At 57.5% G+C, this 24597-nt stretch carries 21 protein-coding genes and 1 tRNA gene; 16 read left to right on the top strand and 6 right to left on the bottom strand.

The window, feature by feature from the left end:
- Window positions 1-143: 143 nt before the first annotated feature.
- Both ACFC5L_RS15400 and ACFC5L_RS15395 read right to left on the bottom strand, forming a co-directional pair.
- Window positions 144-1247 carry a nucleotidyltransferase family protein gene (locus ACFC5L_RS15400; RefSeq protein WP_375203494.1) on the bottom strand — a complete coding sequence of 368 codons (1104 nt, stop codon included), beginning with the start codon at window positions 1245-1247 and terminating at the stop codon, window positions 144-146.
- Between the two features lie 2 nt (window positions 1248-1249).
- Window positions 1250-2284: an endonuclease/exonuclease/phosphatase family protein gene (locus ACFC5L_RS15395; RefSeq protein ID WP_375203495.1), complete on the bottom strand. Its 1035-nt coding sequence runs from the start codon at window positions 2282-2284 to the stop codon at window positions 1250-1252.
- A gap of 196 nt (window positions 2285-2480) precedes the next feature.
- Between ACFC5L_RS15395 and ACFC5L_RS15390 the strand changes: the two genes are divergently transcribed.
- From ACFC5L_RS15390 to ACFC5L_RS15370, 5 genes are all read left to right on the top strand, one after another.
- On the top strand, window positions 2481-3746 hold the full coding sequence (locus tag ACFC5L_RS15390) for an outer membrane beta-barrel protein (protein ID WP_375203496.1): 1266 nt from the start codon (window positions 2481-2483) through the stop codon (window positions 3744-3746).
- A 72-nt stretch (window positions 3747-3818) separates the two neighbouring features.
- A complete protein-coding gene (locus ACFC5L_RS15385; protein ID WP_375203497.1) occupies window positions 3819-6074 on the top strand; it encodes a GumC family protein in 2256 nt (751 codons plus the stop codon).
- Between the two features lie 31 nt (window positions 6075-6105).
- Complete coding sequence (locus ACFC5L_RS15380) at window positions 6106-7251, top strand: glycosyltransferase (RefSeq protein WP_375203498.1); 1146 nt, start codon at window positions 6106-6108, stop codon at window positions 7249-7251.
- Entirely contained in the window at window positions 7248-8633 is a 1386-nt protein-coding gene (locus ACFC5L_RS15375; RefSeq protein ID WP_375203499.1) for a glycoside hydrolase, read from the top strand. Before ACFC5L_RS15380 ends, ACFC5L_RS15375 begins: the two co-directional genes overlap by 4 nt.
- Window positions 8634-8636: 3 nt before the next feature.
- The gene (locus ACFC5L_RS15370) at window positions 8637-10058 is read left to right on the top strand and encodes an oligosaccharide flippase family protein (RefSeq protein ID WP_375203500.1); all 1422 of its coding nucleotides are present in this window, start codon (window positions 8637-8639) and stop codon (window positions 10056-10058) included.
- On the opposite strand, the gene ACFC5L_RS15365 is transcribed toward ACFC5L_RS15370, so the two are convergent.
- Window positions 10055-10831, bottom strand: coding sequence for a sulfotransferase family protein (locus tag ACFC5L_RS15365; RefSeq protein ID WP_375203501.1), 777 nt, complete (start codon window positions 10829-10831; stop codon window positions 10055-10057). The genes ACFC5L_RS15370 and ACFC5L_RS15365 overlap by 4 nt on opposite strands.
- A gap of 204 nt (window positions 10832-11035) precedes the next feature.
- On the opposite strand from ACFC5L_RS15365, the gene ACFC5L_RS15360 reads away from it, so the two are divergent.
- The 4 genes from ACFC5L_RS15360 to ACFC5L_RS15345 all read left to right on the top strand — a co-directional run bounded on the left by ACFC5L_RS15360 (window position 11036) and on the right by ACFC5L_RS15345 (window position 14350).
- Window positions 11036-11947 (top strand): glycosyltransferase family 2 protein, encoded by a 912-nt coding sequence (locus tag ACFC5L_RS15360; RefSeq protein WP_375203502.1) that lies wholly within the window; start codon window positions 11036-11038, stop codon window positions 11945-11947.
- Window positions 11948-12655 carry a sulfotransferase family 2 domain-containing protein gene (locus ACFC5L_RS15355; RefSeq protein ID WP_375203503.1) on the top strand — a complete coding sequence of 236 codons (708 nt, stop codon included), beginning with the start codon at window positions 11948-11950 and terminating at the stop codon, window positions 12653-12655.
- Entirely contained in the window at window positions 12656-13528 is an 873-nt protein-coding gene (locus ACFC5L_RS15350) for a glycosyltransferase family 2 protein (protein ID WP_375203504.1), read from the top strand.
- Between the two features lie 63 nt (window positions 13529-13591).
- A complete protein-coding gene (locus tag ACFC5L_RS15345) occupies window positions 13592-14350 on the top strand; it encodes a sulfotransferase family 2 domain-containing protein (protein WP_375203505.1) in 759 nt (252 codons plus the stop codon).
- Between the two features lie 3 nt (window positions 14351-14353).
- Here ACFC5L_RS15345 and ACFC5L_RS15340 read toward each other — a convergent pair whose 3' ends face one another.
- Complete coding sequence (locus ACFC5L_RS15340; RefSeq protein ID WP_375203506.1) at window positions 14354-15409, bottom strand: glycosyltransferase family 4 protein; 1056 nt, start codon at window positions 15407-15409, stop codon at window positions 14354-14356.
- 134 nt (window positions 15410-15543) lie between these two features.
- On the opposite strand from ACFC5L_RS15340, the gene ACFC5L_RS15335 reads away from it, so the two are divergent.
- Both ACFC5L_RS15335 and ACFC5L_RS15330 read left to right on the top strand, forming a co-directional pair.
- The gene (locus tag ACFC5L_RS15335) at window positions 15544-16086 is read left to right on the top strand and encodes a polysaccharide biosynthesis/export family protein (protein WP_375203507.1); all 543 of its coding nucleotides are present in this window, start codon (window positions 15544-15546) and stop codon (window positions 16084-16086) included.
- 89 nt (window positions 16087-16175) lie between these two features.
- Complete coding sequence (locus ACFC5L_RS15330) at window positions 16176-16490, top strand: AMP-binding enzyme (RefSeq protein ID WP_375203508.1); 315 nt, start codon at window positions 16176-16178, stop codon at window positions 16488-16490.
- Between the two features lie 6 nt (window positions 16491-16496).
- Here ACFC5L_RS15330 and ACFC5L_RS15325 read toward each other — a convergent pair whose 3' ends face one another.
- A complete protein-coding gene (locus tag ACFC5L_RS15325) occupies window positions 16497-17411 on the bottom strand; it encodes a helix-turn-helix domain-containing protein (RefSeq protein ID WP_375203509.1) in 915 nt (304 codons plus the stop codon).
- A gap of 104 nt (window positions 17412-17515) precedes the next feature.
- Between ACFC5L_RS15325 and pobA the strand changes: the two genes are divergently transcribed.
- From pobA to ACFC5L_RS15305, 4 genes are all read left to right on the top strand, one after another.
- Window positions 17516-18685 (top strand): 4-hydroxybenzoate 3-monooxygenase, encoded by a 1170-nt coding sequence (gene pobA, locus ACFC5L_RS15320; RefSeq protein WP_375203769.1) that lies wholly within the window; start codon window positions 17516-17518, stop codon window positions 18683-18685.
- 171 nt (window positions 18686-18856) lie between these two features.
- The gene (locus ACFC5L_RS15315; RefSeq protein WP_375203510.1) at window positions 18857-19459 is read left to right on the top strand and encodes an RNA polymerase sigma factor; all 603 of its coding nucleotides are present in this window, start codon (window positions 18857-18859) and stop codon (window positions 19457-19459) included.
- A 4-nt stretch (window positions 19460-19463) separates the two neighbouring features.
- Window positions 19464-20513, top strand: coding sequence for a FecR family protein (locus ACFC5L_RS15310; protein ID WP_375203511.1), 1050 nt, complete (start codon window positions 19464-19466; stop codon window positions 20511-20513).
- Between the two features lie 124 nt (window positions 20514-20637).
- The gene (locus ACFC5L_RS15305) at window positions 20638-23358 is read left to right on the top strand and encodes a TonB-dependent receptor domain-containing protein (RefSeq protein ID WP_375203512.1); all 2721 of its coding nucleotides are present in this window, start codon (window positions 20638-20640) and stop codon (window positions 23356-23358) included.
- 342 nt (window positions 23359-23700) lie between these two features.
- On the opposite strand, the gene ACFC5L_RS15300 is transcribed toward ACFC5L_RS15305, so the two are convergent.
- Window positions 23701-23776: transfer RNA gene (locus tag ACFC5L_RS15300), tRNA-Phe, on the bottom strand.
- Window positions 23777-24088: 312 nt separating this feature from the next.
- On the opposite strand from ACFC5L_RS15300, the gene queF reads away from it, so the two are divergent.
- A complete protein-coding gene (gene queF, locus ACFC5L_RS15295) occupies window positions 24089-24589 on the top strand; it encodes a preQ(1) synthase (RefSeq protein WP_375203770.1) in 501 nt (166 codons plus the stop codon).
- Window positions 24590-24597: the final 8 nt, after the last annotated feature.

The following is a 24597-nucleotide window of genomic DNA, read 5'->3' as shown; positions in this document are numbered from 1 at the left end:
CCTCCACGGAGAATCGTAGCGTTGTGGAACACAACAGTACTAACGATTTTTAACCTAATCGAATTCCGCCCAGTATTGTCAACTGCTTTTTCGCAACCGCAACAAAAAATCTGTTGCAGCGCGGCATAAATTGCTCATCGACGCTATATTGTGGTTCTTCCATGAAACTTTTCACGCATATCAAACCACGCCTCCTGGGCAAGATAACGCGGATCGACGCTCATCAGATAGTGGCTAAGCGTTTTCAGGGTCGCGCCGAAGGGGAGGCTTTCGATCTCCCGGCTGCCGCCGCGGGTCAGGGTTTTTTCCGCCATCCACACAGCGATCCGGATATTGCGCCGTTTTAATCCGCCGGCGTTGATAACGGCGTCGTCAAGCGCAAGGCCGAACAGGTTGCCGCAAAGTGCGAGCGCTTGCGCCATGGCCGCGCGTGCGCAGGGGTCTGCAGTCGTCTGGAAAAGCGCAACGAGTTCGCTCGCCGATTTACGGCGCGCAAGAAAATAAACATCGGCAAGCCACTTCAATCGTGAAAAAGCGTGCTGGCTGCCATGGCAGCAGACATAGGCGAAGTTCAGTCCCGCCTCGAGCGTGCGGCACTCGATATTGCCCAAGAGCCTTGTTCGTTCAGAAGAAACAGGTCCGCTGAGAATGGCCGGGTTATCGAACAGCCGCCAATGCAGTTCGACAACCGACCCGGTTTTGTCATTACGGTAAGCGGCGTCCTTTCGCCGGCGCCGCCAGTCCGCCCAGGCCTGGTCATGGATTTTTTCCGTAGGCTCAAAGCGCGTGTAATTCGCTTCGCGTAAAATCTTGTCAGCAGTCGTGATGTCTTCAGGGGTGATCAAAATGTCGGTGTCGTAATTATTCCGCCAGCCGATTTTCCCGAAGGCGGCATGGGAGAGGGCGAGTCCCTTCAGAAGAACCGGTGAAAGGCCGGAAACTTCGAGCAGCTTCAGGATGTTTTTCGCTTCAATGAGGCCCGCCATTTCGTTCGCGAGCGAGCGCCGCTGCACGGCCGCCAAGTTTGACAGAATCTCTGGCGGAATATGCGCTTTCAGCTCCCCCTTATCACGCCGATCGAAAAGCAGATTGGCGAGAAGGCCGCTGACGCGATGGCGCTGGGCCAGTTTGAAAAACTCCCGCCAATCAACATCGAAGGCATTTGCGGGGGGAGGCGTCTCCTGAGCGGCGAGAATCCATAAGATCAGTTTGAATTCAGGGGAATATGTCCTGCCTGCTGCGCCCATGGTCAGCGGCTGCAGGGGCTGTCCGGCGCCGGGTTTCCGCCGGGCGTCAGCGAAAAGCGCAGAATGACGGGCAGATGGTCGGAGCCACTGGCGTCGCCTGTATGCGGCGGGGCCGCGCGCAGACTGCGACTGATGAAAATATGATCGAGCGGCAGGAGAGGGGGCGTTAAGCGGTCCGCCGGCCAGGAAAAAAGCGAGCGCGTCACGCGTTTCAGATCGACGGCGCGATCAAAACTTCGGAGGCGAAAAGACCACGGCGTCAGATTGAAATCTCCGGCGACAATAATGTTCCTGCCCTGCATGCGCGAGAGGTGGCCGGCAAGGTCTTTCAGATCGCGATTTTGCTGCTGCGGCGGCCACGGCCGGGACAGATGCGCGCCAATAATCGTCAGTTCCTGTTCATCGATGCAGTATGATGTTTTCACCGCTGACAGGGATTTGCGATTTTGCGGATCCTGCGTTGCAAAACCGGTGCTTTCCACTGGTTTACGCGTAGAGATGATTACGGTGGAGCAGCGCCGCTTATTTGCAAGGCAGTTGATTGAATAAGGATAGGCATGGTCCACGGCTTTGACCACTGCATCGTCCGCTTCCAACAAAACAGCAAAGTCAAAAAGGTTTCGCGACAGCCAGTCGACGACGTCTTCAGGCGTGGTGTTTTTCTGTTTCATATTGAAAATGGCGAAGAGATACGTCTCGTCCAAGGCGCCCGGCGCCACCGGGCGTTGTGCGGCGACTTCCGGCAGGACCATGCGGCCGGCCACGCCAATCACCAGACAGGCGACCGCCAGCGGCGGTAAAAGGCTTTTCCGGTAACGGATTCCGAGGCCAAGTTGCATTGCAACAAGAACCGCAGAAAGCATCAGCAATGGCGGCAGTAAATGGTTGATCATATCGGCCGCATCGAACCATTGCCCGAATTGCGACAAGACGAGGAGGCCCGCGGAAATAAACATCAGTCCGCCGACAAGTCTTTGAACGGGCTTTGAAAATTTCCAGAGCATGCTGGCGTCGATGGGATTTGCCGGGGTTTTCATGATGTCATGCCCTGCAACCCGTTCCGCATTTTGTGCGCCGCCGCAATGCCATTGTGCAGCGCACCAATTCTGTTATCATAAGCGCGTCGCTGCGGATATGACAACAGCTGGCTAAGCCGGCGTTGCCTTGCATCCGCGATTAAGGCCGTTTTCGGCGGACGGCGGTGGCGGAGGGAGACAGGGTGAGGCGATGAACGTGGCGTATCGGCATCGCAGTTTTTTCACCGCGACAGCTGGCGTGATGGCTGCCCTTTCCGGAAAAGCCGCGGCGGCGCAGGATATTTTCGTCGCCTCGCCGCCTGATGTCGCCGGCAAAAGGCCGCAACCGGAATTCGATCAAAAAGGTTTTGATCTCCGCGGCGTCAAACTTCTGCCGAAAATCGACAGCGGCGTTCGGTTTGACGATAACATCTTAAGCTCTGGCGCGAATGTGGAATCCGACGGCGTCGGCTTCGTTTCCGGCGAGTTGAACCTTCGCTATGTGCGCCCGAAAGTTGCTGTCCAGGCGTCGCTCGAGGCTGACGCCAACAGGTATTTCGACTTTTCCGAACAAAATCGTAATAATTATTCAGCGTCGCTGGCGATTGGCGGGATCATCCGGCAGTCCACTAATTATTTTGCAACGGCGGCGATTCGCGATCAGGAGGCGGCGCGGGGCACCGTCGAGAATGATCTCGGCTTCGGCTCGCCGCTTGAACGCAAGACCGTCAATCTCGCCGCCGGTGTCGCCCATGATTTTGGCGGTTTCGGGCTGCGCAACGAAACCTCTTTCTTCAAAGTCGATTATGGAGATGTGGAAACGCAAACGGGTGTGATCAGTCAGGATTTCCGGGACCGCAATACCTTATCCAATTCCACGACCGCGAGCGTCGATCTCAGTGAACGCCTGTCCGTTTTGGCGAACGGAACAGTCTCCAGCAGCGATTTTGTGAATGAGCAATCGGGTCCGAGCCGCGATTCGCGATCCGTCTCCGGCGGGCTTGGCTTTGCTTACAATTTGACCGAGCTTTTAAACAGCCGGCTGATCGTCGGCTACAGAAAAACAAATTTCACCGATGACGGATTCGCCGATTTTAAGGGGGTAAGCGTCTCGGCGTCCGTTGACTGGCATCCGACTGCGCTGATCAGCGTATCGGTTAACACAAGTCAGGACATATTGACGAGCGCATTTTCGCAAGTGGAGGCGGTGACGCTCACACGCTCCTCAGCGGTCGTGGATTACGAATTGTTGCGCAACCTGATCGTGATCGGTTCTGTCGGTTATGCGCGGGAGAATTTTGAAAATCTCGACGCGACGGCCAATCGTTATGAAGCGCGTCTCGGCGGTCAATATAAACTAAATCGTCATTTGGCGGTCGGCGTTAATGGGGCGTATGCTGATCGCTCCTTGTCTTCGGCGGCTGCGCCCGGACAGGATTTTGATCGCTTCACACTGACTTTCCGGCTTTCTGTCCTTGCCTAACAGGTTGGACATGAAAGTCAGGCGCAAGCTGCAAGAGGCGAACGGAGAAAGTATGGAAGACAGGAACGCGCCATGAGCCTGCCTGAAATCATTCCACCGGAACAGGCTCGCGCCTGGCGTTCTGAGCAGGGCGCCGAGCAGGCGTCTGCCTTCGCGGCGGCGAGCGGCGCCGAACGCATTGATCTCGACCACATAAAAAGCCTCTTTTTGCGTCGCCTTGGGCTCGCTGTTGCGATTTTCCTGACAATTTTCACGCTGACGGTGGTGAAGACTTTTACGACCCCAAAACAATACACGGCCTCAGCAGAAGTCGTCCTCAACACACGCGGAGAAATTGCGCCCGAAGTTCTTGAAGAGGGCGGCGATATTCTGCGCGGCGAAGCAGAGCTGAGCACGGAGCTGCGCATTCTTTACTCACGCGAGCTGGCGCTGACCATCGTCGATGCGCTCGATCTCGTTCACGACCCCGAGTTCAGCCCGCTGATGATGGCGGGGCGCGCCAAGCCGTCCCTGATGGCGCGGCTTTTCGGCGCCGACAGCGCGCCCCCGGCGACCCCGACCGAAGAGGCGCTGGAGGCGTCGCGTCCGCTTGTCGCCGATTATCTTCGCAGCGGCTTGCGCGCCTCGCGCATCAGCAACACCTATTCGCTGAATATCACGTATATTCACAGCAATCCCTATCGCGCGGCGCAGATGGCGGACGCTTACGCCAGCGCGTATGTTCAAGATCAGCTGACGCGCAAACAGCAATCAAGCCGCGGCAACGCCGATTTTCTCAACGTCAAAATCGAAGAGCTGCGCCAGCAGGCGCAGAGCGACCAGGAGAAGGTTCAGGAGTTCCGCATCGCGAACAACATGTTGAGCACGACCGGCGCGACGCTGACGGAACAGGACATTTCGGCGTTGAACCAGCAACTCGCGCAGGCGAAGGCGGTGGCCGCTGAAGATGCGGCGCGGCTCGCGACGGCGCGTCAACGGCTGGAAGTCGGCTCGGTGGGCGATGATGTCGGCGACGTGCTTGCTTCCGGCGTCGTGCAGTCCTTGCGCGCTCAAAGAGCCAATATAAGCGTGCGCGTTGCCGATTTGCGCGGGCGTTATGGACCTGACCACCCGGAGCTTAAAAAGGGCGAGGTGGAGCTGCGCGATATTGACGAGCAGATCCAGACCGAGATCAACCGGGTCATCTCCGGTCTTGAAGGCAAATATAATGTATCGCGCCAGCGGGTGACGTCTTTGACCGCCAGCTTGAACCAGCTCAAGAGCGAGCTTGCGAAAAACAACACCGCATCTGTAGAGCTGGGTGATCTTGAGCGGCGCGCGCGCGCCTCGCAGGCTTTGTATGAGAGTTTCCTCAACAGTTATAAGGAAACGGTGGCGCGCGAGGGTGTTGAGAAAGCCGATGCGCGCATCATCACGGCGGCGCGCGTGCCCGGCGCCCCGAGCAAGCCGAACATTCCGCTCAGCCTCATTTTCGGCGTCATGTTTGGTGGAACGGTGGCGGCGGTCGCGGCCTTTTTAATGGAAGTGACCTATGGCGGCTTCACCTCCACGGCGGAGGTTGAGCAAAAACTCGGCGTTTCCGCCATGGGGTCCGTGCCGATCAATAAAACCGTGTCGCCTCATGGGAAGAGCGTTTTGGCGACGGTGACCAAACATCCGCATTCTCCATTGTCGGAATCGCTCTCCAGCCTGATGACATCCATTCAGTTCCGGCTGCGCCGGCCGGGACCGCATGTTGTTTATGTGACCTCGGCCGTTCCCGATGAAGGCAAGACGACGCTCACGACGGCGCTCGGCATGGCCAGCGCGCGCGCGGGCGAGAAGACCATCATTATCGATTGCGACCGCATGAAGCGCGATTTGTCCCGGCTTGCGGGGAAGCCGGCGGAGATCGGAATTTCCGATGTTCTTGAAGACCGTGCGACGCTGGACGAGGCCATCATCACCACGAGCGCGAACAGACCGGACATTCTGAAAAACACCGACGCCGGCCGCGACGATGATAATTTCACCGATGACGAGCGCTTTTCATGGCTGATTGGCGAGTTGAAGCAGCGTTATGACATGATCATCCTCGACGGGGCGCCGGTCATGCCTTTCGCCGAGGCGCGAAAGCTTGCGGTTCATGCGGATTTCGTTCTGTTCGCGGTGCATTGGCGCAAGACCCGGGTGAACACCGTGCGTCAGGCGATCAGGACCTTGCCGCAAAGCGCGATCGGCGCCGTTGGCGTTGCGCTGACCCGGGTCAACGCAAAATTACAAAGTCGTTTCGGGGTCGAAGACACGCTCGCTTACAGCAACAAATACATAAAACACTATCTCGCCTGACAAACAGGCCAGGCATGGCGCGGTTTCGGATATGTTGAGAGTTGCGATCATTCACTACTGGCTCGTTTCCATGCGCGGCGGCGAGCGTGTTCTTGAGCGCATGCTCGACCTTTATCCGCAGGCCGATATTTTCACACATGTCTATGACCCGGCTGCAATGTCGCAAAAGATCCGCAGCCGAAATGTCAAAACGACGTTTATCCAAAACCTGCCCGGCGCTAGAAAACATTATCAGAAATACCTTCCGCTCATGCCCATGGCGCTCGAGGGGCTCGATCTGCGCGGTTATGACCTCGTCATCAGCAGCGAGTCCGGCCCGGCAAAAGGCGTCATCTCGTCGCCGGAAGCAGCGCATGTCTGTTACTGCCATTCGCCGATGCGCTATCTTTGGGATCACTATCATGACTACCGGTCGCAGGCGGGCGGCGTCGCGCGGGCGGCGATGCCGCTGATGTTCCATTATATGCGCGGCTGGGACACAAGCTCGGCCAATCGCGTTGACGCTTTCGTCGCCAATTCGAATTTCATCCGGAAACGCATCGCCAAATCCTGGGGCCGTGACGCCGTTGTCGTGCATCCGCCCGTCGAGACCGATCTTTTTAAGCCTGTAGCGGAAGTTTCGGACCGTTATCTCTGGGTCGGGCAGATGACGCCTTACAAACGCGCGGACCTTGTCGCTGACGCCTTTACGAAACTTGGCCTGCCGCTCCTCATGGTGGGTACGGGCGAACTCGCCAAAGACATCGCCAAAAGGTCGGGGCCGAATATCGAGATTATCGAACGCTTGCCGTTTGACGAGCTTCGCAAGGCTTACGCCTCCTGCCGCGCGCTGATTTTCCCGCCGGAGGAAGATTTCGGGATCATTCCCGTGGAGGCGAATGCGTCGGGCCGACCGGTCATCGCGTATGGCCGCGGCGGCGCCCTTGAAACCATTATTGACGGGGAGACAGGGCTCTTCTTTCATGAACAAACGCCTGATGCGTTGGCGGCCGCGGTTGAAGCTTGCGAAAGCTGGCTCTCTGATTTCGATCCGGCGGTTGCGATTGAGAACGCGCAGCGGTTTTCACCGCAGCATTTCGATCGGAAGTTTCAAGGTGTTATCGACCAGTGTCTTGCGGGCGCTGCGCCGGCCGACATGCGCGCCGCTGCACCTTTGCGCGAAGTTGAGCTGTCATGAGCCTGAGCGTCTTCGGGCTGGCGGTGCTGGCGATCTGCGGTTATCTGCTTTTCTTCAGGGGCCCTTTGTCCCTGCTCGCAAGCGTCATGCTCTTCAGCCTTCTCGGCGGCTCCGCGGCAATCGTCCTCACTGCTCTTGGCGGCGCGTCTGTCCGTCCTGAGCTTCTTGCGATCGTCATTTTATCGGCGGCCGTCTGCGCGCCCGGAGCGGGCCGGGCGCAGTTGATGCCGTCGGCGATCATGAACAATTTTCCGCTTGTTGTTTTCTGTGTTTACGGTGCGGCGACGGCTTTTATCCTGCCGCGACTTTTTGCGGGCGAGTTTCAGCTTGTGCCCTTGAACCCGCGTGCGCTGACCTCGCGTTTCGACACAGCGCCGCTGCATTTCACGCCCCAGAATATTACCACGGCGTTTTATCTACTCGCCACGATGATGGCGGCGCTCGCCGCCTGGATTGCCGTTCAGCACAAGGCCGCCGCGCGGACTCTGGTGTTGGTGGCGATCATTGTCGGCGCCGTTCATGTGGCCCTTGGGCTCGCAGACCTTGTGTTGACCGGCACGCCTCTTGACGCTGTTCTGGAGTTTTTCAGAAACGCGAACTACGCCCAGCATAATCAGGCGATGGATGGGTTTATCCGGATTAACGGGATTTTTCCGGAACCCTCGGCTTACGCCACATTCGCCTTGCCATGGTTTGTCCTCAATTTCGAACTTTGGCTTAGAAATATCTCGCCCGTTGCGACCGGCTTTACGGCCGCGGGGCTTTTATCCGTGCTTTCACTTTCGCTGTCATCGACCGCGATTGTCGGGCTGGTGATTTATTTTGTAATATTTGCAGTGCGCTGCGCGCTTGTTCCATCGAGCTTGAAACCGAGCTTTTTCCTTGTCGCCGGCGCCGTCGGCGTTTTTTTTGTGTTGGCGGGATTGTCGTTGGCGCTGGTCTCGCCGGAATTTGTTCATACGGTCACAGATCTATTTTTAGGGCTGACCGTCGAGAAAAGCGAAACGTCATCGGGGGTCCAGCGACTGGCCTGGGCGCGGCAGGGCGTCGACCTTTTTGTATCCACTTATGGCGTGGGCGTTGGCGCGGGAAGTTTTCGCTCCTCCAGTATGATCACCGCGATCATGGGCAGCTCAGGCGTCATCGGATTGGCGACATTCTTATGGTTTTTATTCGCAGTGATGAAACCCTTGCACGCCACGACATACCGGCTAGGGCCGAGTGAGCGCGACAATGTCGGCGCGGCCTTGTCCTGGTCCATGCTCGGCGCGGTTCTGCCGGCGAGTTTTGCGAGCGCTTCACTGGATCCGGGTGTTGTGTTTGGCGTTTTTTCCGGCGCGTCTTTAGGATTGCGGCGAAGTGATTTTGCGATGGCGGCGTAAGACATGAAACATGTCAAAAGCGTAATCTGGACGGTGCTGTCCCGGGCGGTGGCGGTGAGCGGACAAGTTGCTTTTTTCCTTGTTGTCGCGCGCGCAGTTGGGCCCGACATGATTGGCGTTTTTGCGCTGGCGTCCGTAGTCGCCTTCGCGATTGCGCGGATTGCGTCTACCGGCTGGCAGCAATACGCCTCATCGCATGTTCATGATCCGGCGCGCCTGAAACACTGCGCGCATGCTGGCTTGCTTTCAGCAATCCTGGCGTCAGCAATAAGCGTTGTCATCGTTTTAGTGAGTTTCTCTGTTACCGAAACGTCAACCTTCGCCCTGATCCTGCTTGCGCTAACGCCCACGACGTTCATCAGCCCGCTGGCGGCGACTCCGACCGGCGTGCTAATCGGGCGGGGGGAGCTTTCGCGGCTGGCGAAGCTTTCAATCCTGTCCGATCTTAGCGCGGCGGCGGCGGCGCTTGTCGTCTTGTTTTTGGACGCCGGCATCTGGACGCTTGTGGTTCACCGGAGCGTCATGACGATCGTCACCCTTGTGGCGGCGCAACTTGCCAGCGGTCTTGAGCTAACGCGGATGGCGTCCATGCCGGACAAACCTTTGCGGCAATTCTATCTCACCTTCTTCCTGACTGGATTGTTGCAGCAAATAAGAGAAAACACGACGCTCTTCATCGCTGGCGGCGTTGCGGGCGCGACCGGCGCCGGTCTTTACAGGACTGCGGCGCGATTAAACAGCGCGGTTGTGGAGCTGACGCGGGAAGCGATTACCAGGCTTGCATGGTCGCATTTCTCTCATAGCGATGGGCGGCGCTACACGACCGAAGAAGGATCGAAATTTTCAGCCGTGGCTTTTGGTTTGACTGCCCCGATATTTGTGGGACTTAGCCTAGTCTCAGGGCCGGTGATCGCTCTCTTCTTGGGTGATGAGTGGGCAGAGGCCGGCGCAATTTTGTGTTTTCTAGCGCTGGCGGGCGGTTTGCGGATACAGCTTGCGGGGCTTACGCCTGCTTTGGCGGGCGCCAAAAATTTCAGACAACTCTTGTGGCTTACGCTGGTGCCGACGAGCGTTGTGATTGCAGCGATGTTTATCGCGATGCCGCTTGGGCTGGTCGCGATTGGCGTCAGCGTCCTCGCCGCGGAGATTGCCGCCTTGATCCAACGTTTTTACATCGCCGTCAAAACCGAGCACATCGATTCCATGTTGACGTTGAAATATTGCGCGAAGCCAGTAGGAGCGGTGGTGTTGATGGTTATGGGGGTGGAGGCGGCGGGCTCCCTGATTAACATTTCAACCCCGCTTGTCGTGCTTGCGGTCAAGATGACGACAGGCGTTGCAATCTGGCTGGTTGCCGGCGCGGCCTTTTATCCGCATATATCGCAAATGATTGTTCAGAAAATGCGGTCCGTCCTGCCGGCTTAACCTGAATGAAAACACGATCGCGCTTCCCGAAGAACATTTTCGGCGCGATCAATGACGGCTTTTTCTTCAGGAAGAAGGTCTTTCTTATATTTCCGCGACAGGCCGCCGCTGACGATTTGAGAGTGTTTTTGCGCGTTCACCGGATCGCCGGCGCCTTTGACGCCGCTCATATTGTTTTCCTCATAATGATTGTGCAGCGGCGGCGAAAGATTCAGAAAATTGGAAATATTCTCAAGGACCTCGTCGGTGTGTTGCGTCAGGTCTTCATAGGTGACGGCGCACCGGTGGTTTTCGGGAAACTGACGCCACAGTGCCTTCATATGTTTCAGGCGCTTCACATAATAGTCGCCGGCTTTTTCGATAGTGGCGAATTGGCTCGAACCGATTTTTCGAAACAGACTTACGACCGAAGGGATCGCCGCTTTTGGTTCGCGCGTGATGAAAATCGCCCGTGCGCGAAAAAATTGAGGGGGCGGCGTGTTATCGAGACGATTGTGCAGCAGTTTGTCGAATAAGTGTTTGGCCTGCGGCTTCCAGGTTTTTCGTTTGATTTGATTCAAAAGAAGCGCTCCCGGACTGACCTTGCTTGTGTAGGGAACCTGCGTCTCGCCATAGCCGCTGATTTCGGGCCTTGAGCACAGAACATTTGACAGGGCTGTCGAGCCGCAGCGCATATGCCCGATGACGAAAACGCAACGTTCATAGTCGCATTGGGGCGCAACGGCGCCGATTCCGGCGCCAAGCAAATGCTTGACAGGCGCAGGGTATGTCACGCTGTCTTCCCCCTCCCGCCTTGGCCCTGAATGAACATCGCAAGGCCAGTCTTACGGCGCTAGTCTCACGTCCCCTTCGTTGCGGCAAAGCCGTGGCGTCAGCGGTTTTTCTCGCCGTCGTCGCGATGCTGCAACGCAACAAAATTATTGCAAGTCTCACCCGTGTTTGTCTATAAAAAAGGTGACAGGGAAAGGGCGAGATTTATGGACGCCTTTGTAATTATTGCGACCAAGGGGCGTCCGGAAGAGACGCGCCGCCTTCTCTTTTTTCTGGAAAAACAGTCAATTAAGCCAAAAGGGGTGGTTTTTGTCGGGACTGAGCCCGATGATCTTGATGGGCTGGAAGCGATGTCGGCCTTCGCTGCTCTTGATTGCCGCGTCTGCTACGCTGAACGGCCCGGTCTCACCTTGCAGCGCAATATAGGGCTCGATTTGTTGCCTCAAGAATGGGCAGGGGATGAGCCATGGTTTGTCTCATTCTTTGACGATGATTTTCGGCCTGCGGATGATTGGCTGGAGCAGGTTCGCGATGCTTTTGTCGCCGATGACAATATCGCGGGCGTCACAGGGCAGGTGCTTGCCGATGGCATTCACGGCGCCGGCCTCAGCGAAGATGACGCTGTTGCTTATCTTGAAGGGCGCAAGCCGCCGGGGCGAAGCTGGGCGCAAGGCGATAAGCCGCGGAGCGCCTTTTCTGTATACGGATGTAATATGGCGTTTCGCGATAGGGTTGCGCGCGCGGCGCGTTTTGATGAACAGCTTCCGCTTTACGCCTGGCAGGAAGATCGCGACTATACCGGACAAGCCAGAGCCTATGGCGAGGTGATTTATCACCCTGCGCCGAAAGGCGTTCATCTTGGCGTTAAAGGCGGACGAACCAGCGGCGCCCGAATGGGATATTCCCAGATCGCCAACCCGATTTATTTGGCCGCTAAAGGCACGATGCAGCCGAAACATTGCCGGCGCTTTTTATGGCGCGCCGTGGCGGCGAATTTGGTAAAAAGCCTCGGAAAAAATCCTTATGTGGATTACAGGGGCCGGCTTTCAGGAAACTTTGCAGCGCTGGCGTCCATAATTCGGGGTGACTTGCACCCGTCGCGTATCTTGGAGCTCTGAATGGGCCGGGCGCGCGATATTCTCGAGAGCGGCTTATATGTCGCTGGCGCTTATCGATCTGCATTCGATAAAGGCTGGGCTGAAAAATGTGGGGCAATGTCGCCATACCAGCCATGGAATCGCGAGAAGAAAGCCATATTTATACACGTTCCGAAAGCGGCGGGCCGAAGCGTCAAGAAAAGTCTGGGATTGGTTGATCATGAAAGTCTGGGGCATTGCCCTGCTGTTGGTTTTCAGGCGGCTGATCGCGAATTTTTTTCTTCATCTTATCGGTTCGCCATTGTTCGTGATCCTCTTGATCGCCTGCAATCGGCGTTTCGCTACCTAAAAACGACAACCCCATACGTGCATGATAAAGCCTGGGCTCAGCGCCATTTGGCGAACATTCCGAGTTTTGAAGTTTTTGTAGAGAAGTTGAAAAGTTTTACGTTTCGTGCGGCAATCATGCCATGGATTCATTTTCGCCCGCAGGCGCATTTTATCGCTGACGCCGACGGCGCCTTGCTTGTTGATGAAATTATCAAACAAGAAACACTTAGCTGTTCCTTTCCGACACTTTGCTCGAAGCTGAATGTGGATACAGATCTTGTTCATATCAATAGCAGCGCTACAAGCGTAGACAATATCGCTTTGCCAAGGAGTGCGCTTGATGTTGTCGCTGATCTCTACAGAGACGACTACCGTTTACTGGATTATGAGGCGCGCTAGATGAAGTTGTCTCTCGTCATATCCACGCTGGGGCGCACAACCGATATCACAAGGTTGTTCGAAAGCCTTGAAGCTCAGGCTTGCGAGGACTTTGAAGTGATTGTTGTCGATCAAAATGATGATGAGCGATTGGCGGAATTTATTCGCCCTGATGATTGGCAATTTGCGATAAGGCATATTCGAACGCCTGATCAGCGCGGCTTAAGCCGCGGGCGCAATGTAGGCTGGCGCCAGGCGCGCGGCGAGATCGTGCTTTTTCCTGATGACGATTGCTGGTATCCGGCGGATTTCCTTTCTCGCGCCTTGAAGCTTTTCGATGAGCTTAATGCGGACATTCTATGCGGCCGGGCGGCGGACATGACCGGCCGTTCCATTAATGGCCGCTTTGAGAAGACGCGCCAGCAGATCGACAGGAAGAATGTGTTCACCACCCAGATTGAATGGGTCGCATTTTTTCGCCGCGACATGCTTTTCAAGCTCGGCGGGTATGACGAAACGATTGGCGTGGGCGCCTCAACGCCGTTTCAGGCCTGCGAGGGGCAGGATATTGTCCTGCGTGCGCTGGCGAGCGACGCCAAGGCTTTTTATGATCCGGACCTTTATGGCCATCATGCGGATATATCAAAAGCCCGGCCCGACCGTTCCAGCATCGTAAAAGCGCGCGGTTATGCGCGCGGGCTCGGCAGGGTCCTGCGCCTACATCGATATTCCACAGCGTCTTTATTTTTGTGGCTCGCGCGACCTTTGGCGAAGATGCCTTTCAGCATGCTTCGCGGACGTTTCAAAAAGACCGTTGAGCTTGGCAATATTTTCCTTGGTCGAGCGGAAGGCTACTGGGCGTCTGTCGGTTCGTCGCAAGGCGCTGCTGAGTAAAATGAAAAGAGCGCAAGACGATAAATACGGCGCTACACCGCAGTTATCGCTCGGGGGTGAGTTATGTTGAATACGTTCGTGAAGTCCGTGAATTTATCGGGCGCGGGCCAGAAATGGCGGAACATCAAGGACGCGCTCTACAAGACGAAAGTCATCTTCGTTCATGTGCCGAAATCCGGCGGCACGTCTTTGTCGCATTCGTTCCGAGCGCGATATCCGTTGTCTTCATTCAAAGTCAGCGAAGAGGCGAGCTCGCGTGCGCTCTATGACGTCAGCACCGCGGAATGGATGCGGTTCAAACGCGATCTGATGGCGTATCACGCCTCTGGCGGATCTCATTATATTCAGGGGCACGCGCCCGTCGATCATGATTTTATTTCGCAATATGCGGATGAGTTTCAGTTCGTCACCTTGCTGCGCGACCCCATCGACCGCTTTATTTCGCATTACCACTTCGACGCCCGCTGTCGGAAATATCCGTTTTCCGAGTTTCTGGAGACGGATCGCGGCTGGATCGAAAGTCATGTCCTTTGCTATTTTTTCGGTGAACAACCCTGGGGCGCTAAAGACGGCATAGAAGCTGCGCCGCAACGGGCGATTGAAAATCTGAAAAAGTTTTCCGTCGTCGGTATTTTAGAGGATCAGGAAGCTTTCTCCCGCGCGTGTCAGGAACGGCTCGGCGTCAAACTCGCCCTGCCAAAGCGGAATATCGGCGGAGAAAGGAAGAAAAAAGAATACGACATATCAGATGCGGATATGCAAAAGCTGAAAGAAATGTGCGCGCTGGATCAGGCGATTTACGACAGCTTTGCCGCGCACTGATCTTTACAGGGCCGCGAGCGTTTCGATGATGGCGTCATGCAGGCGCGTGGCCGCGCGGGCCCAGCTGAGCGTTTCGCCCCGTCTTGTTCCCTTGTCCACAAGTAATCGCCGTTTTTCCGGGTCGCCGGAAAGCGCCTCTATCGCCGCGAACCACTGCGCCGGCGTGTGCGGATCAAGCATCATGGCTGCGTCCGCATAAACTTCGGGCAACGCGCCTGCATTGGCCGCGAGCACAGGGCAGCCGCAAACCATGGCCTCGCCCGCTGGCAGCCCGAAGCCCTCAGTAGTCGATGGCAGCGCGAAACAAAGCGCATGTTCATAAAGCGCGCGCAGTTCACTATCGCTGATTTTACCGGCGAGTGTGACGTTATCCGGGGCCGCGGCGCCGTCGGGCAAGGCGCCGGCCAGCACCAGCGTCGGCGCATTTGGCATGGCCGCGACCTCCAACAGCAGTTTCGTGTTCTTGTGCGGTTGCGGGGACGCGAAAGCGAAAACATAACTTCCCGGACGAAGGTCGAGCCGGTCGAGTATTTGCGGATCGGATGGCGCGTCAAGAATATGGTCGACGCCATTATGGATGACGGTCGGTGAAACGGCGACAACATCATGTTGCATCAGGTGGCCTGCGGAAAACTCTGACACGGTCAGAATTTTTTGCGCCCGCTGTCCGAGCAATGGCTGGATGGTTTTGTACCAGAGGCGAAAGAGGCGCGAGTAACTTTCCGGCGCTGTCCAGACCTGTGCGTCATGCATCATGACGATATTGTTTTTGTGCAGGAGCGGACCGGTATTCGCCAAATTGACGAGCAGTCCGTCGGCGGCGGCGCGGGGCAGGCTCACCTGTTCAAACCACTGACCTGTCGATGGCAGGCGCATCATGGCGATGGCGCGAAGGGCAAGATCCGTCTCGCCGTCAGGACAAACAATAAAATACTGATTGTCCGTATCCGGCGTTTTGCTCAACAACGCGTCCAGTTCAAGCACCAGCCGCCGCGCAACGCGCTGCACGCCGCTCTGACGCGCCATAAGAAACCGGCCATTGATATAAATATTCGTCATCAGATGCGGCCGGCTCCGGGGGTTTGGCGGTTTTGGCGAATTTGTGCAGGTGCGAGAGTTATTATTGCACTTGCGAAGAGGGCGGTCTATCATTCTCCGGCATATCGGTGATTGTGACGAGGAGGACTTAAGACATGCGTGTTCTGCTCATCGGCCTTTTGGGGCTCCTCATGGCGGCCTGCGCCACAGGCGAAGTCATGACAACCGAAGGCGAAGGCCTTGCCTATCGGCTCGCCGGCGGCGACGGCGTAACAGTCACCATATTCAATGAGCCCGAACTCACCGGCGATTATCGTATTGACGAGCTTGGCGCGCTTGAGCTCCCGCTTGCCGGCGCCGTCAAGGCGGCGGGACTGACCACGGAAGAGCTACAGACCGAAATCAGGCAGGCTTATCTCGGCCGCTATCTGCAGGATCCGCGAGTCCGGGTGGAGGTTTCCAATCCCCGGCCTATCTATGTGCTCGGCGAGGTCAGCCGTCCCGGTGAATATGAATATGGCGAATCCCTGACGGTCATGCAGGCTGTCGCCAAGGCGGGCGGGTTTACCTATCGCGCCAATCGCTCGGTGTTTTACGTTCTTCATCATGGCGGCGATGAGGAGAAAAAATACAAACTCACGCCGACGACTATGCTCCAACCCGGCGACACGATCCGTATCGTGCAGCGGTTCTTTTAAGACGCCATTTCAGCAATCTGTCTCTTTCCGCCTTTGTCCCTCGCGATCCGGTCGCGGGTGGTTGCGGTGCGCGGCGCCGGTGCAAGGACATGTTCATTTCCGGCGGCGAGAATGTGTACCCGGCAGAGATCGAAGCGGTTGTCGCCGGCATCGCGGGCGTCAAGGAAGCGGCGACGGTCGGCGTGGCGGACGAAAGATGGGGCGAAGTCGGGCATCTATTTTGGGTCGCGCATCCCGGCGCGTCCGTTGCTTGCCGACATTCAGGAAGTTCTTCACGCAATCTTGCGCGTTACAAAACTCCCAAACATTTCTCCCGCATCGACGCGCTGCCGCGCAACGGCGCGGGCAAGGTTTTGAAAATCTTCCTGCGCGAGATGGCCGCGACGGAGACTGTCTCTGAATAAACCGGATCAGGCGCCGCCGCGGCGGCTGTTGAGCCTGTAGCGCCGGGGCGTGGTCCCGCTCAGCCGCTTGAAGAAGCGGGAGAAATAGGCCGGATCCTGAAACCCCAGATCGAGACCGATCTGCGCGGCCGTCGCCTCGGTGTAATGAAGGTTACGCTGCGCCTCGAGCAGCAGCCGTGCATTGATGGTCGCCGCCGGCGATTGGCCGGTCACGCGCTTGATCGTGCGCGAGAGTTGCGACGGACTGACCGACAGTGTTTCTGCGTAGCGGTCGATGCGCCAATGGTCGCGGAAACGTTTGTTGACGAGATCGCGAAATACGGCGGCGAGGCGCGCGCCCTCCGGCGCTGCCGCGCCGCCATAGGATCGTTTCGGCGCATCGCGCAGCATAAGGATGAGAAGGGCGCTTGTCAGGCTGTCGAGCATCATCCCGCGTCCCTCTTTTGCGTTCAGAAATTCATCATGCAGACTGGAGAACAGGACATTGACGCTGTGGTCTTGAGCGGGCGTCAGGGCGAGTTTTGTCACGCCGAAACCGCTTTGCGCGATCAGCCGCTGTAGGGGCGCGAAGGCGGCGGTTTCGAACAGGCGTGTTTCGATGGACAGAACCCAGCCAAGCGTCTCCCGCTCGAAGGTGAAGCCGTGAACGACGCCGTCGGGAATGCACAGGACGCTGGCGGGTCCGAGATCGATGCGGTCGTCTTCAAGGGTCGCCGCGGCGCCGCCCGACGCCACATAAATAAGTTGCCACATCTCGCGGTGGGAATGGGGCGTGATGGTCCAGTCATAGAGCCGGGCCCGGGACCGGATGTCCTCTATATGGACAAGCTCGAGTTCGGACTCGCCGGGAAGTTCGCCGTAAAGCGCGAAACGCGCCGGCGCAGCCGGCTTGGCGATGTGCGGTTGAGAAGGCGCCGTCATGACTTGAAAGTACAATAAATTAGCCGCTTCGTCCATTTATTAGGTGATTTTTCGCCCGTAATTTACAATCTGAAAGAACGCCAAAACAGCGGAGGAAGCTGGTGATCAAGACGCAAATTGCAATTATTGGATCGGGTCCGGCTGGATTGATGCTTGGTCATCTTCTGCGCCAGGCTGGTCTCGACGCCGTCATCCTTGAGCGCCAGACGGAGGAGCATGTGCTCTCGCGCATCCGCGCCGGCGTCCTTGAAACGGTCACCACCGACATTCTCGAAGACCTCGACATTGCCGACCGTCTGTATACGGAAGGCCTGCCCCATGACGGCTTTAACCTCGCCGACGGCGAGCGCCTGATCCGCATCGATGTCAAAGGACTTACCGGCAGTCATGTCATGGTCTACGGCCAGACGGAAGTCACCAAGGACCTGATCGACGCTGCGCCTTCGCGCGGTCTCGAGATCGTCTGGGAAGCGGCGGATGTCGCGCTGCACGATGTGGAGAGCGACGCGCCCTATGTCACTTATAAAAAGGACGGCGCGGAACACCGCATTGATGCGCGCTTTATCGCCGGGTGCGACGGGTTTCACGGACCATCTCGGAAAGCGATCCCTGCATCCGTGGGCCAACCCTTCGAGAAAGTATATCCTTTTGGCTGGCTCGGCATCTTGTCAGATGTGCCCCCCTGCAATCACGAACTCATTTACGCCAATCACGCGAATGGCTTTGCGCTTGCCTCCATGCGCTCAATGACGCGCAGCCGTTACTACGTTCAGGTCCCGCTGACCGAGACAGTCGAAAACTGGCCGGACGAGAAGCTGTGGGATGAGCTTTGCGTGCGTCTACCGCCAGAGGCGGCGAAAAATGTGAAGCGGGGGCCTGCGATTGAGAAATCAATCGCGCCTTTGCGGTCCTATGTCTTTGAGCCAATGCGTCACGGCTCACTTTTCCTGGCCGGAGACTCCGCGCATATCGTGCCGCCGACGGGCGCCAAAGGGCTCAATCTTGCCGCGTCCGATGTCCGCTATCTGTCGCGCGCGCTCATCGCCTGGTTTGAAAACAATGACCAGGATGCAATCGTTGGATATTCCGACCAGGCGCTGGCGCGGGTCTGGAAATCGGAACGCTTTTCCTGGCAGCTCACCATGCTGATGCACCGTTTTCCCGATGATGGCCCGTTTGACCGCCGCGTTCAGGTGGCGGAACTCGACTATGTCGCTTCCTCCGAAGCCGCCCAGCGGACGATCGCTGAAAACTACATTGGGCTGCCATTATGAGGTTGTTTTTATTGCACTGTTTCTGGCGCAGCCTGGCGCCGCCGCGCTGCGGCGCAACAAAATTCGGCCCGCGCTAGGCGGATTTTCATCGAAATCGGCTCTTACTCTGTAAGGGGTGCGCTCACTGGCGGCGATGTCGGGGCTGTGCCGTAGGCAGAAGACTGAAACGACGTGCAAAACAAAGACGAAAATCCGCCGTCAGAGTATGGGACGCTCGCCAGCGCATTTCTGCGCTATCGCGAGAGCCTGCGCCGTTACATTGCGCGTCTGACGATCCGGCCTGAAGATGTCGAAGACATTCTGCAGGACACCTTTGTCAGCGTGCATCGTCTGGAAAGTGCGGAGAGCATCCGCTCGCCGAAATTTTATCTTTATGCGGTGGCGCGACGCACTGCGTACCGGGAACTGAAAAGACAGGCGGTCCGTGTCGCGGAGTCGATTGATGAGGCGATTGAAAAGGGGGATGAGCCCGCCGCCAATATTGCGCCGCTGGATGAGGCGTTAGAGTCCCGGCGCTATTTCGAAACGCTGAGCGATGTTGTCGCCGAGTTGTCGCCGCAATGCAGACAGGTCTTTGTGCTGCGCAAGGTGTTCGGTTTCTCGCACAAGGAGATATCCGCGGCCATGGGCATATCGATCAGCACCACGGAAAAATATCTGGCCCGCGCTATGGCCCGTTGCCTTCAGGATCATCGCCTCAGCGAATTTCGCGACGGCAAGGAAAGCAACCGCTCCTCGCAAGCGACGCCGGCGCAAAAACCCATGAATGAGTAAGGAAATGTCTTCAGTTATCAAAATCGTGGACAGACAGACGGTTGACGCGGTTGCCGCATCCTGGCTCGCGCAACTGGACGGCGGCGACTTGTCCCCGGCAGATATGGCGGCGTTTCGCGAGTGGCTGAACCGCAGCCCGGAACATCGTGAGACCCTGGCCCGCATGGCGAGGGTGTGGTCCGGACTGGACGCGGTCATTGAGGCGCGTCTTGAAAAAGCCTTCGCCGAAGCTGAGACGCAAAGTCCCCGGCCGGCGGGCATCGCATCGGCCTTGGCCCGGCTTTATCCAGCGCGCACTTCCTTCGCCGCCGCCGCGTCCCTGTTTCTGCTCGTGTTCAGTGTCTTCGTTGTCGCAGTCGATCCGTTCGGCTTTTCCGCCTCATCGCAAAAAGTCGTATATTCGGCCGCAATCGGTGAGCAAAAAGAAATGCGCCTTGAGGATGGCACCATCGTGCGTCTCAACACCGGTAGCTCCCTGGAGGTCGATTATTCGGACGAGGAGAGATCGGTCCGCCTGCTCGAGGGCGAGGCCTGGTTCGATGTGGCGCACAACGCCAAGCGGCCTTTTGTGGTTTATGCCGGCGACGGCGCCGTGCGTGCAGTGGGCACCTCCTTCGCAGTGCGAAAACGCGAAAATGTCGTGGATGTGACGGTCACCTCCGGCCGGGTCGTGCTTTCAAATCTGAAACGCCGCGCCGACGCCGAACCCTCGCCTTATCCGCTGGCGACCCTTGAGGTGGGGCATCAGGCCTCCTTTGACGAGCGCGTGGAGTCTGTCGAAAGCCTTGATAGCGAGGAAATTGACCGCAAGCTTTCATGGCGCAACGGATATTTGCGTTTTGACGGCGAGCCATTGTCGGAAGTCGTTGACGAGATCAGCCGATACACCATGGTCACCATCGTTATTGATGACCCGACGCTTCAAGACCTCAGAATTGGCGGGTATTTTCAAACGGGCGACGTTAACACCATGCTGGACATTCTTCGGCAGTCATTTGGTGTCGAACATGAATGGAATGGGGAAGAAGAGGTAATTTTGGCGGCGGCGGAATAAGCGCAAAAAAAAACAAAAAAATCCGTCAGTCATGTAGCGGATAATTTTAGCAAGGCGCTCTAACATAACGGGTCCGGCAATTGTTGCAAAAGACAACGAGATCGGATCAAGGCAGGAAACGCATTTGAGGGGCATCAGACAAAGCAGCGTTGCAGCACTGGTCGTTGTGGTTGCTTCTGCGGCGGAACCGCCGAAAGCGGCGGCGCGTGAAGATGTGCGCGTGGAAGAGACCGTCCACCGTTTCGACATTGAAGGAACCAACGCAGCTGCCGCGCTGAATATGCTCGCTGAACAGGCGGGCGCTCCCATCTTGTTTCCCTATGACCGCGTCAAGTCGCTCGAGGCCAATGCCTTGCATGCTGAATTGACGCTGGAAGAGGCGCTTTCCGTGATGCTTGCCGGCACCGGGTTGCGCGGATCGGTCAGCGAACGAGGAGCGATCATCGTTTCGTTTGGAAAAGACGAAAATCAGGAGAGTGAAAGCGTGTCCAAAAAATCATCATTTCTTTTCACAGTCTCGGCGCTCGCCGCGTCAGCGTTTCTGCCGCAGGGCGCCAGCGCCCAGGAGGGCGAGACAACGGCGACGGCGGCGTCGAATGTAGACACGATTACCGTGACGGCCCGGCGGCGCGAAGAAAACCTTCAGGACACGCCTGTGTCGATTTCGGCGTTTTCTGAAGAATCGCTGGAGCGCCAGCAGATTGAGGGCACGGAAGATCTCGATATGATCACGCCGAACCTCCAATTTACGAGCTATGGCCCGTTGACGGGCAATAACTCTGCGGCGCAGGTCTTCATTCGCGGCATCGGCCAGACCGATGCGACGTCGGCGGTGGATCCCGGCGTCGGCATTTACATGGACGATGTCTATCTCGGACGCGCCGTTGGCGGCGCCATGGAGTTTCGCGACATCGCCAATGTCCAGGTGCTGCGCGGGCCGCAGGGCACGCTGTTCGGCCGCAACACGATTGGCGGCGCTGTCCTGCTGACCACCAAGGATCCGGGAGACGAATTTGGCGGCGAGTTGAAAGCGCGCACGGGCACGGACGATCTTATTCAGGTCTTCGGCGGTCTCGATTTGCCGTTTTCCGATACTTTGGCGGCGCGCGTGTCGGGTGGCCTTAAGAAGCGCGACGGCTATGTCACGCGGGTTTTCGACGGCCTCGATCTCGGCGATGACAACACCTACAATCTCAACGCCAAGGTCCGCTGGGAGCCGACCGACGCCTTCTCCTTCGTCTTGAAAGCCGACTATGCGCATGAAGACGAGAATGGCTCGCCCTTCGTCTTTACGGATATCAATGAAGCGCAGGTCTTTCCGATTGCGGTCAGTGTCGGCGCAGGCTGTCCAGGTGCGGTCTTTCCGCCGCCAGTGCCGGTTCCGAATATCGACGATCCGCGCTGCGCCAACGATTTCTACAATCTCGGCGAGTTCACCAATGGCGGCAATGCGCCGGTCACCAGTACGCTGGAAAGCTGGGGTGTTTCCGGGAGTGCGACCTGGGAAGTCAGCGACATCCTGACGCTGAAGTCGATCTCTTCCTATCGCACCCTCGAATGGAAAGGCCTGCGAGACGCTGACAACACGCCGTTCAATATCCTGACCACCAACCTGGAAAGCGAAAGCAAGCAATTCAGCCAGGAGGTGCAGGCGCTGGTCGATCTCGATACGGTGAGCGGCGTGATCGGCGGCTACTACTTTGACGAAAGCACCGATGACTTCACGCGCGTTCTTTTCTCGCCGCCGGCTCCGCCGATTCTCGCCGGCGCTCCGGGGCTGCTTGACGTGCAAATTGTGGATCTCGGCACGAAGAGTTTCGCTTTCTTCACCGAATGGAACTGGGACGTCACCGAGCAGCTCGGCGTCAGCGGCGGCATTCGCTACACCGATGAAGAGAAGTCCATGCAGGCGACGATCTACAATGCCGGCATAGAGCCTATCGATTTTATGCCGACAACGCTGCCGACGACGGTGACGATGAATGGCGGTTCGCTGTTTATCTTCCCCGACGAATACACCGAAGATTTCTCGTCAGTTATCGGTTCGGCCTCGCTGCAATATCGCTGGAATGAAAACTTCCTGACTTATGTCAGCTGGTCCCAGGGCTTTAAGAGCGGCGGTTTCAACGAGCGCTACAATGCAGCGACGGTCGATCTTTCGACGGGCATCGTGAACAACCAGCCGATTTCGTTCGATGAGGAGACGGCGAATACCTATGAAATCGGCTTCAAGTCCGATTTCGGCGGCGTGTTCCGCCTCAACGCATCGGGCTTCCGCACGAAATATGATGATATTCAGCTTATTTATCGTCTGGGCATTGTGCCGCTGTTGTTTAACGCAGGCACGGCCACAATCTCCGGTTTCGAGGCGGAATTCACCTATGCGCCTAATCGCGACTTCATCGTCGATGGCAGCGTTGGCCATCTGCGGGACGAGTTCAAAGACATCATCGCCGTGCCGCTTACGACGGCGACGGTCGGACCTGGCAACTCGTTGCCGTTCACTCCTGCCTGGAGCGGTCATATCGGCGCGGCTTATACGCTGCGTCCGATGGACGGGATCGAACTGACGCCGCGCGTCAATCTGGCGATCACGACCTCGCAGTTCTTCGACGCGGCGAATACGGTTGAAGTCGCGCAGAACGACACCGTGACGGTGCTCAACACATCGGTCAAACTGGCTGCGCCGGAGAAAGGCTGGGCCCTGACTGTCGGTCTCCAGAATGCAACCGATGAACTCTATCCAGTGGCCGGCAACGCTTCCTTGTCGACATCCACCGGCTATGCGGAGAATATCTATGCGCGCCCGCGCAACTGGTTTGTTGAGTTAAGCTACGATTTCTAGGCCTTTCCTTCCCGAGGAGCTGGGCCTTGCGGCCGTCCGCAACTTGTGGGCGGCCGTCTTGCATGATTGCGCATTCACCTCTTTTGCCTCTTTGCATCACCGTCTTGCGGAGCAGACTCTGATGCGTCACTGCCGAACACTCTCAACATTTCAGGGCGGCAACGGGAAATGAACTGAGAGCCGATTACCGCGCAGAGGTTGACCCAGCGCCTCGCAGGCGCAAACGCCTTTCGTCCGGACAAACTCGGAACAAAAATGTCCCACTTTTTTCCACTTCGCCGAAAAAGTGGGACGCTTTTTTTCGGCTAAAGCCTTGTTCTTAATTGGAGATGGTTCAGGAGGTGGTGCCCGGGGGCGGATTTGAACCACCGACACGCGGATTTTCAATCCGCTGCTCTACCAACTGAGCTACCCGGGCGTTGCGGGGCCGCGGGGGCCGCGCGAGGGACCGCCGGCAGGCAAGACCCGGCCCGGCGGAGCGCGGCTTATAGCCAGAGCGGGCGGGCTTGTCTATGGGCTCCGGGCATGAATATGGGGCGTAAATTCCCCCGATTTTGGCGGGGCGGCGACGGCTGTTCCGGGCTGGATGCGACGAGAGGCTTTGCGGGTCCCGGCGGGCGCCGGTATCAGGGGGAAAAGGATAATGCTCATGGCCCCCAAAACCGCCTCAAGAAAGCCCGCTTCGAAAAAGCCCGCCTCCGCCTCCCGCAAGGCGGCGACTCTCGCCAATATGGAGACGCTGGACCGCCGCAAGACCGCCAAGCCGAAACTGTCGGCTAAAACCGCCGAGCTGAGCCAGCTCGGCCGTGAGGCGAAAGCGCCCGCAGAGCCGGAGGCGGCGGTCCTTGAGACGGCCCCCAATCCGCAAGCCGGGGAACTCTATGTGGCGCGCTTCACGGCGCCGGAATTCACCAGCCTTTGCCCGGTGACAGGCCAGCCGGATTTCGCGCATCTCGTGATCGACTATGTGCCGGCGAAACTGATCGTCGAATCGAAATCCTTCAAACTGTTCTTAACGTCGTTCCGCAATCACGGCGCCTTTCACGAGGACTGCACAGTCTACATCGCCAAGCGCATCGTCGCGGCGGCGAAACCGAAATGGCTCAGGATCGCCGGCTACTGGTATCCGCGCGGCGGCATTCCCATCGATGTTTTCTACCAGACCGGCGAGCCGCCCAAGGGTGTGTGGCTGCCGGACACAGGGGTCGCGCCCTATCGCGGGCGCGGGTGAGGGGCGAA

It is taken from the genome of Hyphococcus sp. (assembly GCF_041986965.1).
Classification (GTDB): domain Bacteria; phylum Pseudomonadota; class Alphaproteobacteria; order Caulobacterales; family Parvularculaceae; genus Hyphococcus.
The sequence above is the reverse complement of the archived record's forward strand: the minus strand, read 5'-3'. Positions and strand labels throughout refer to the sequence as shown.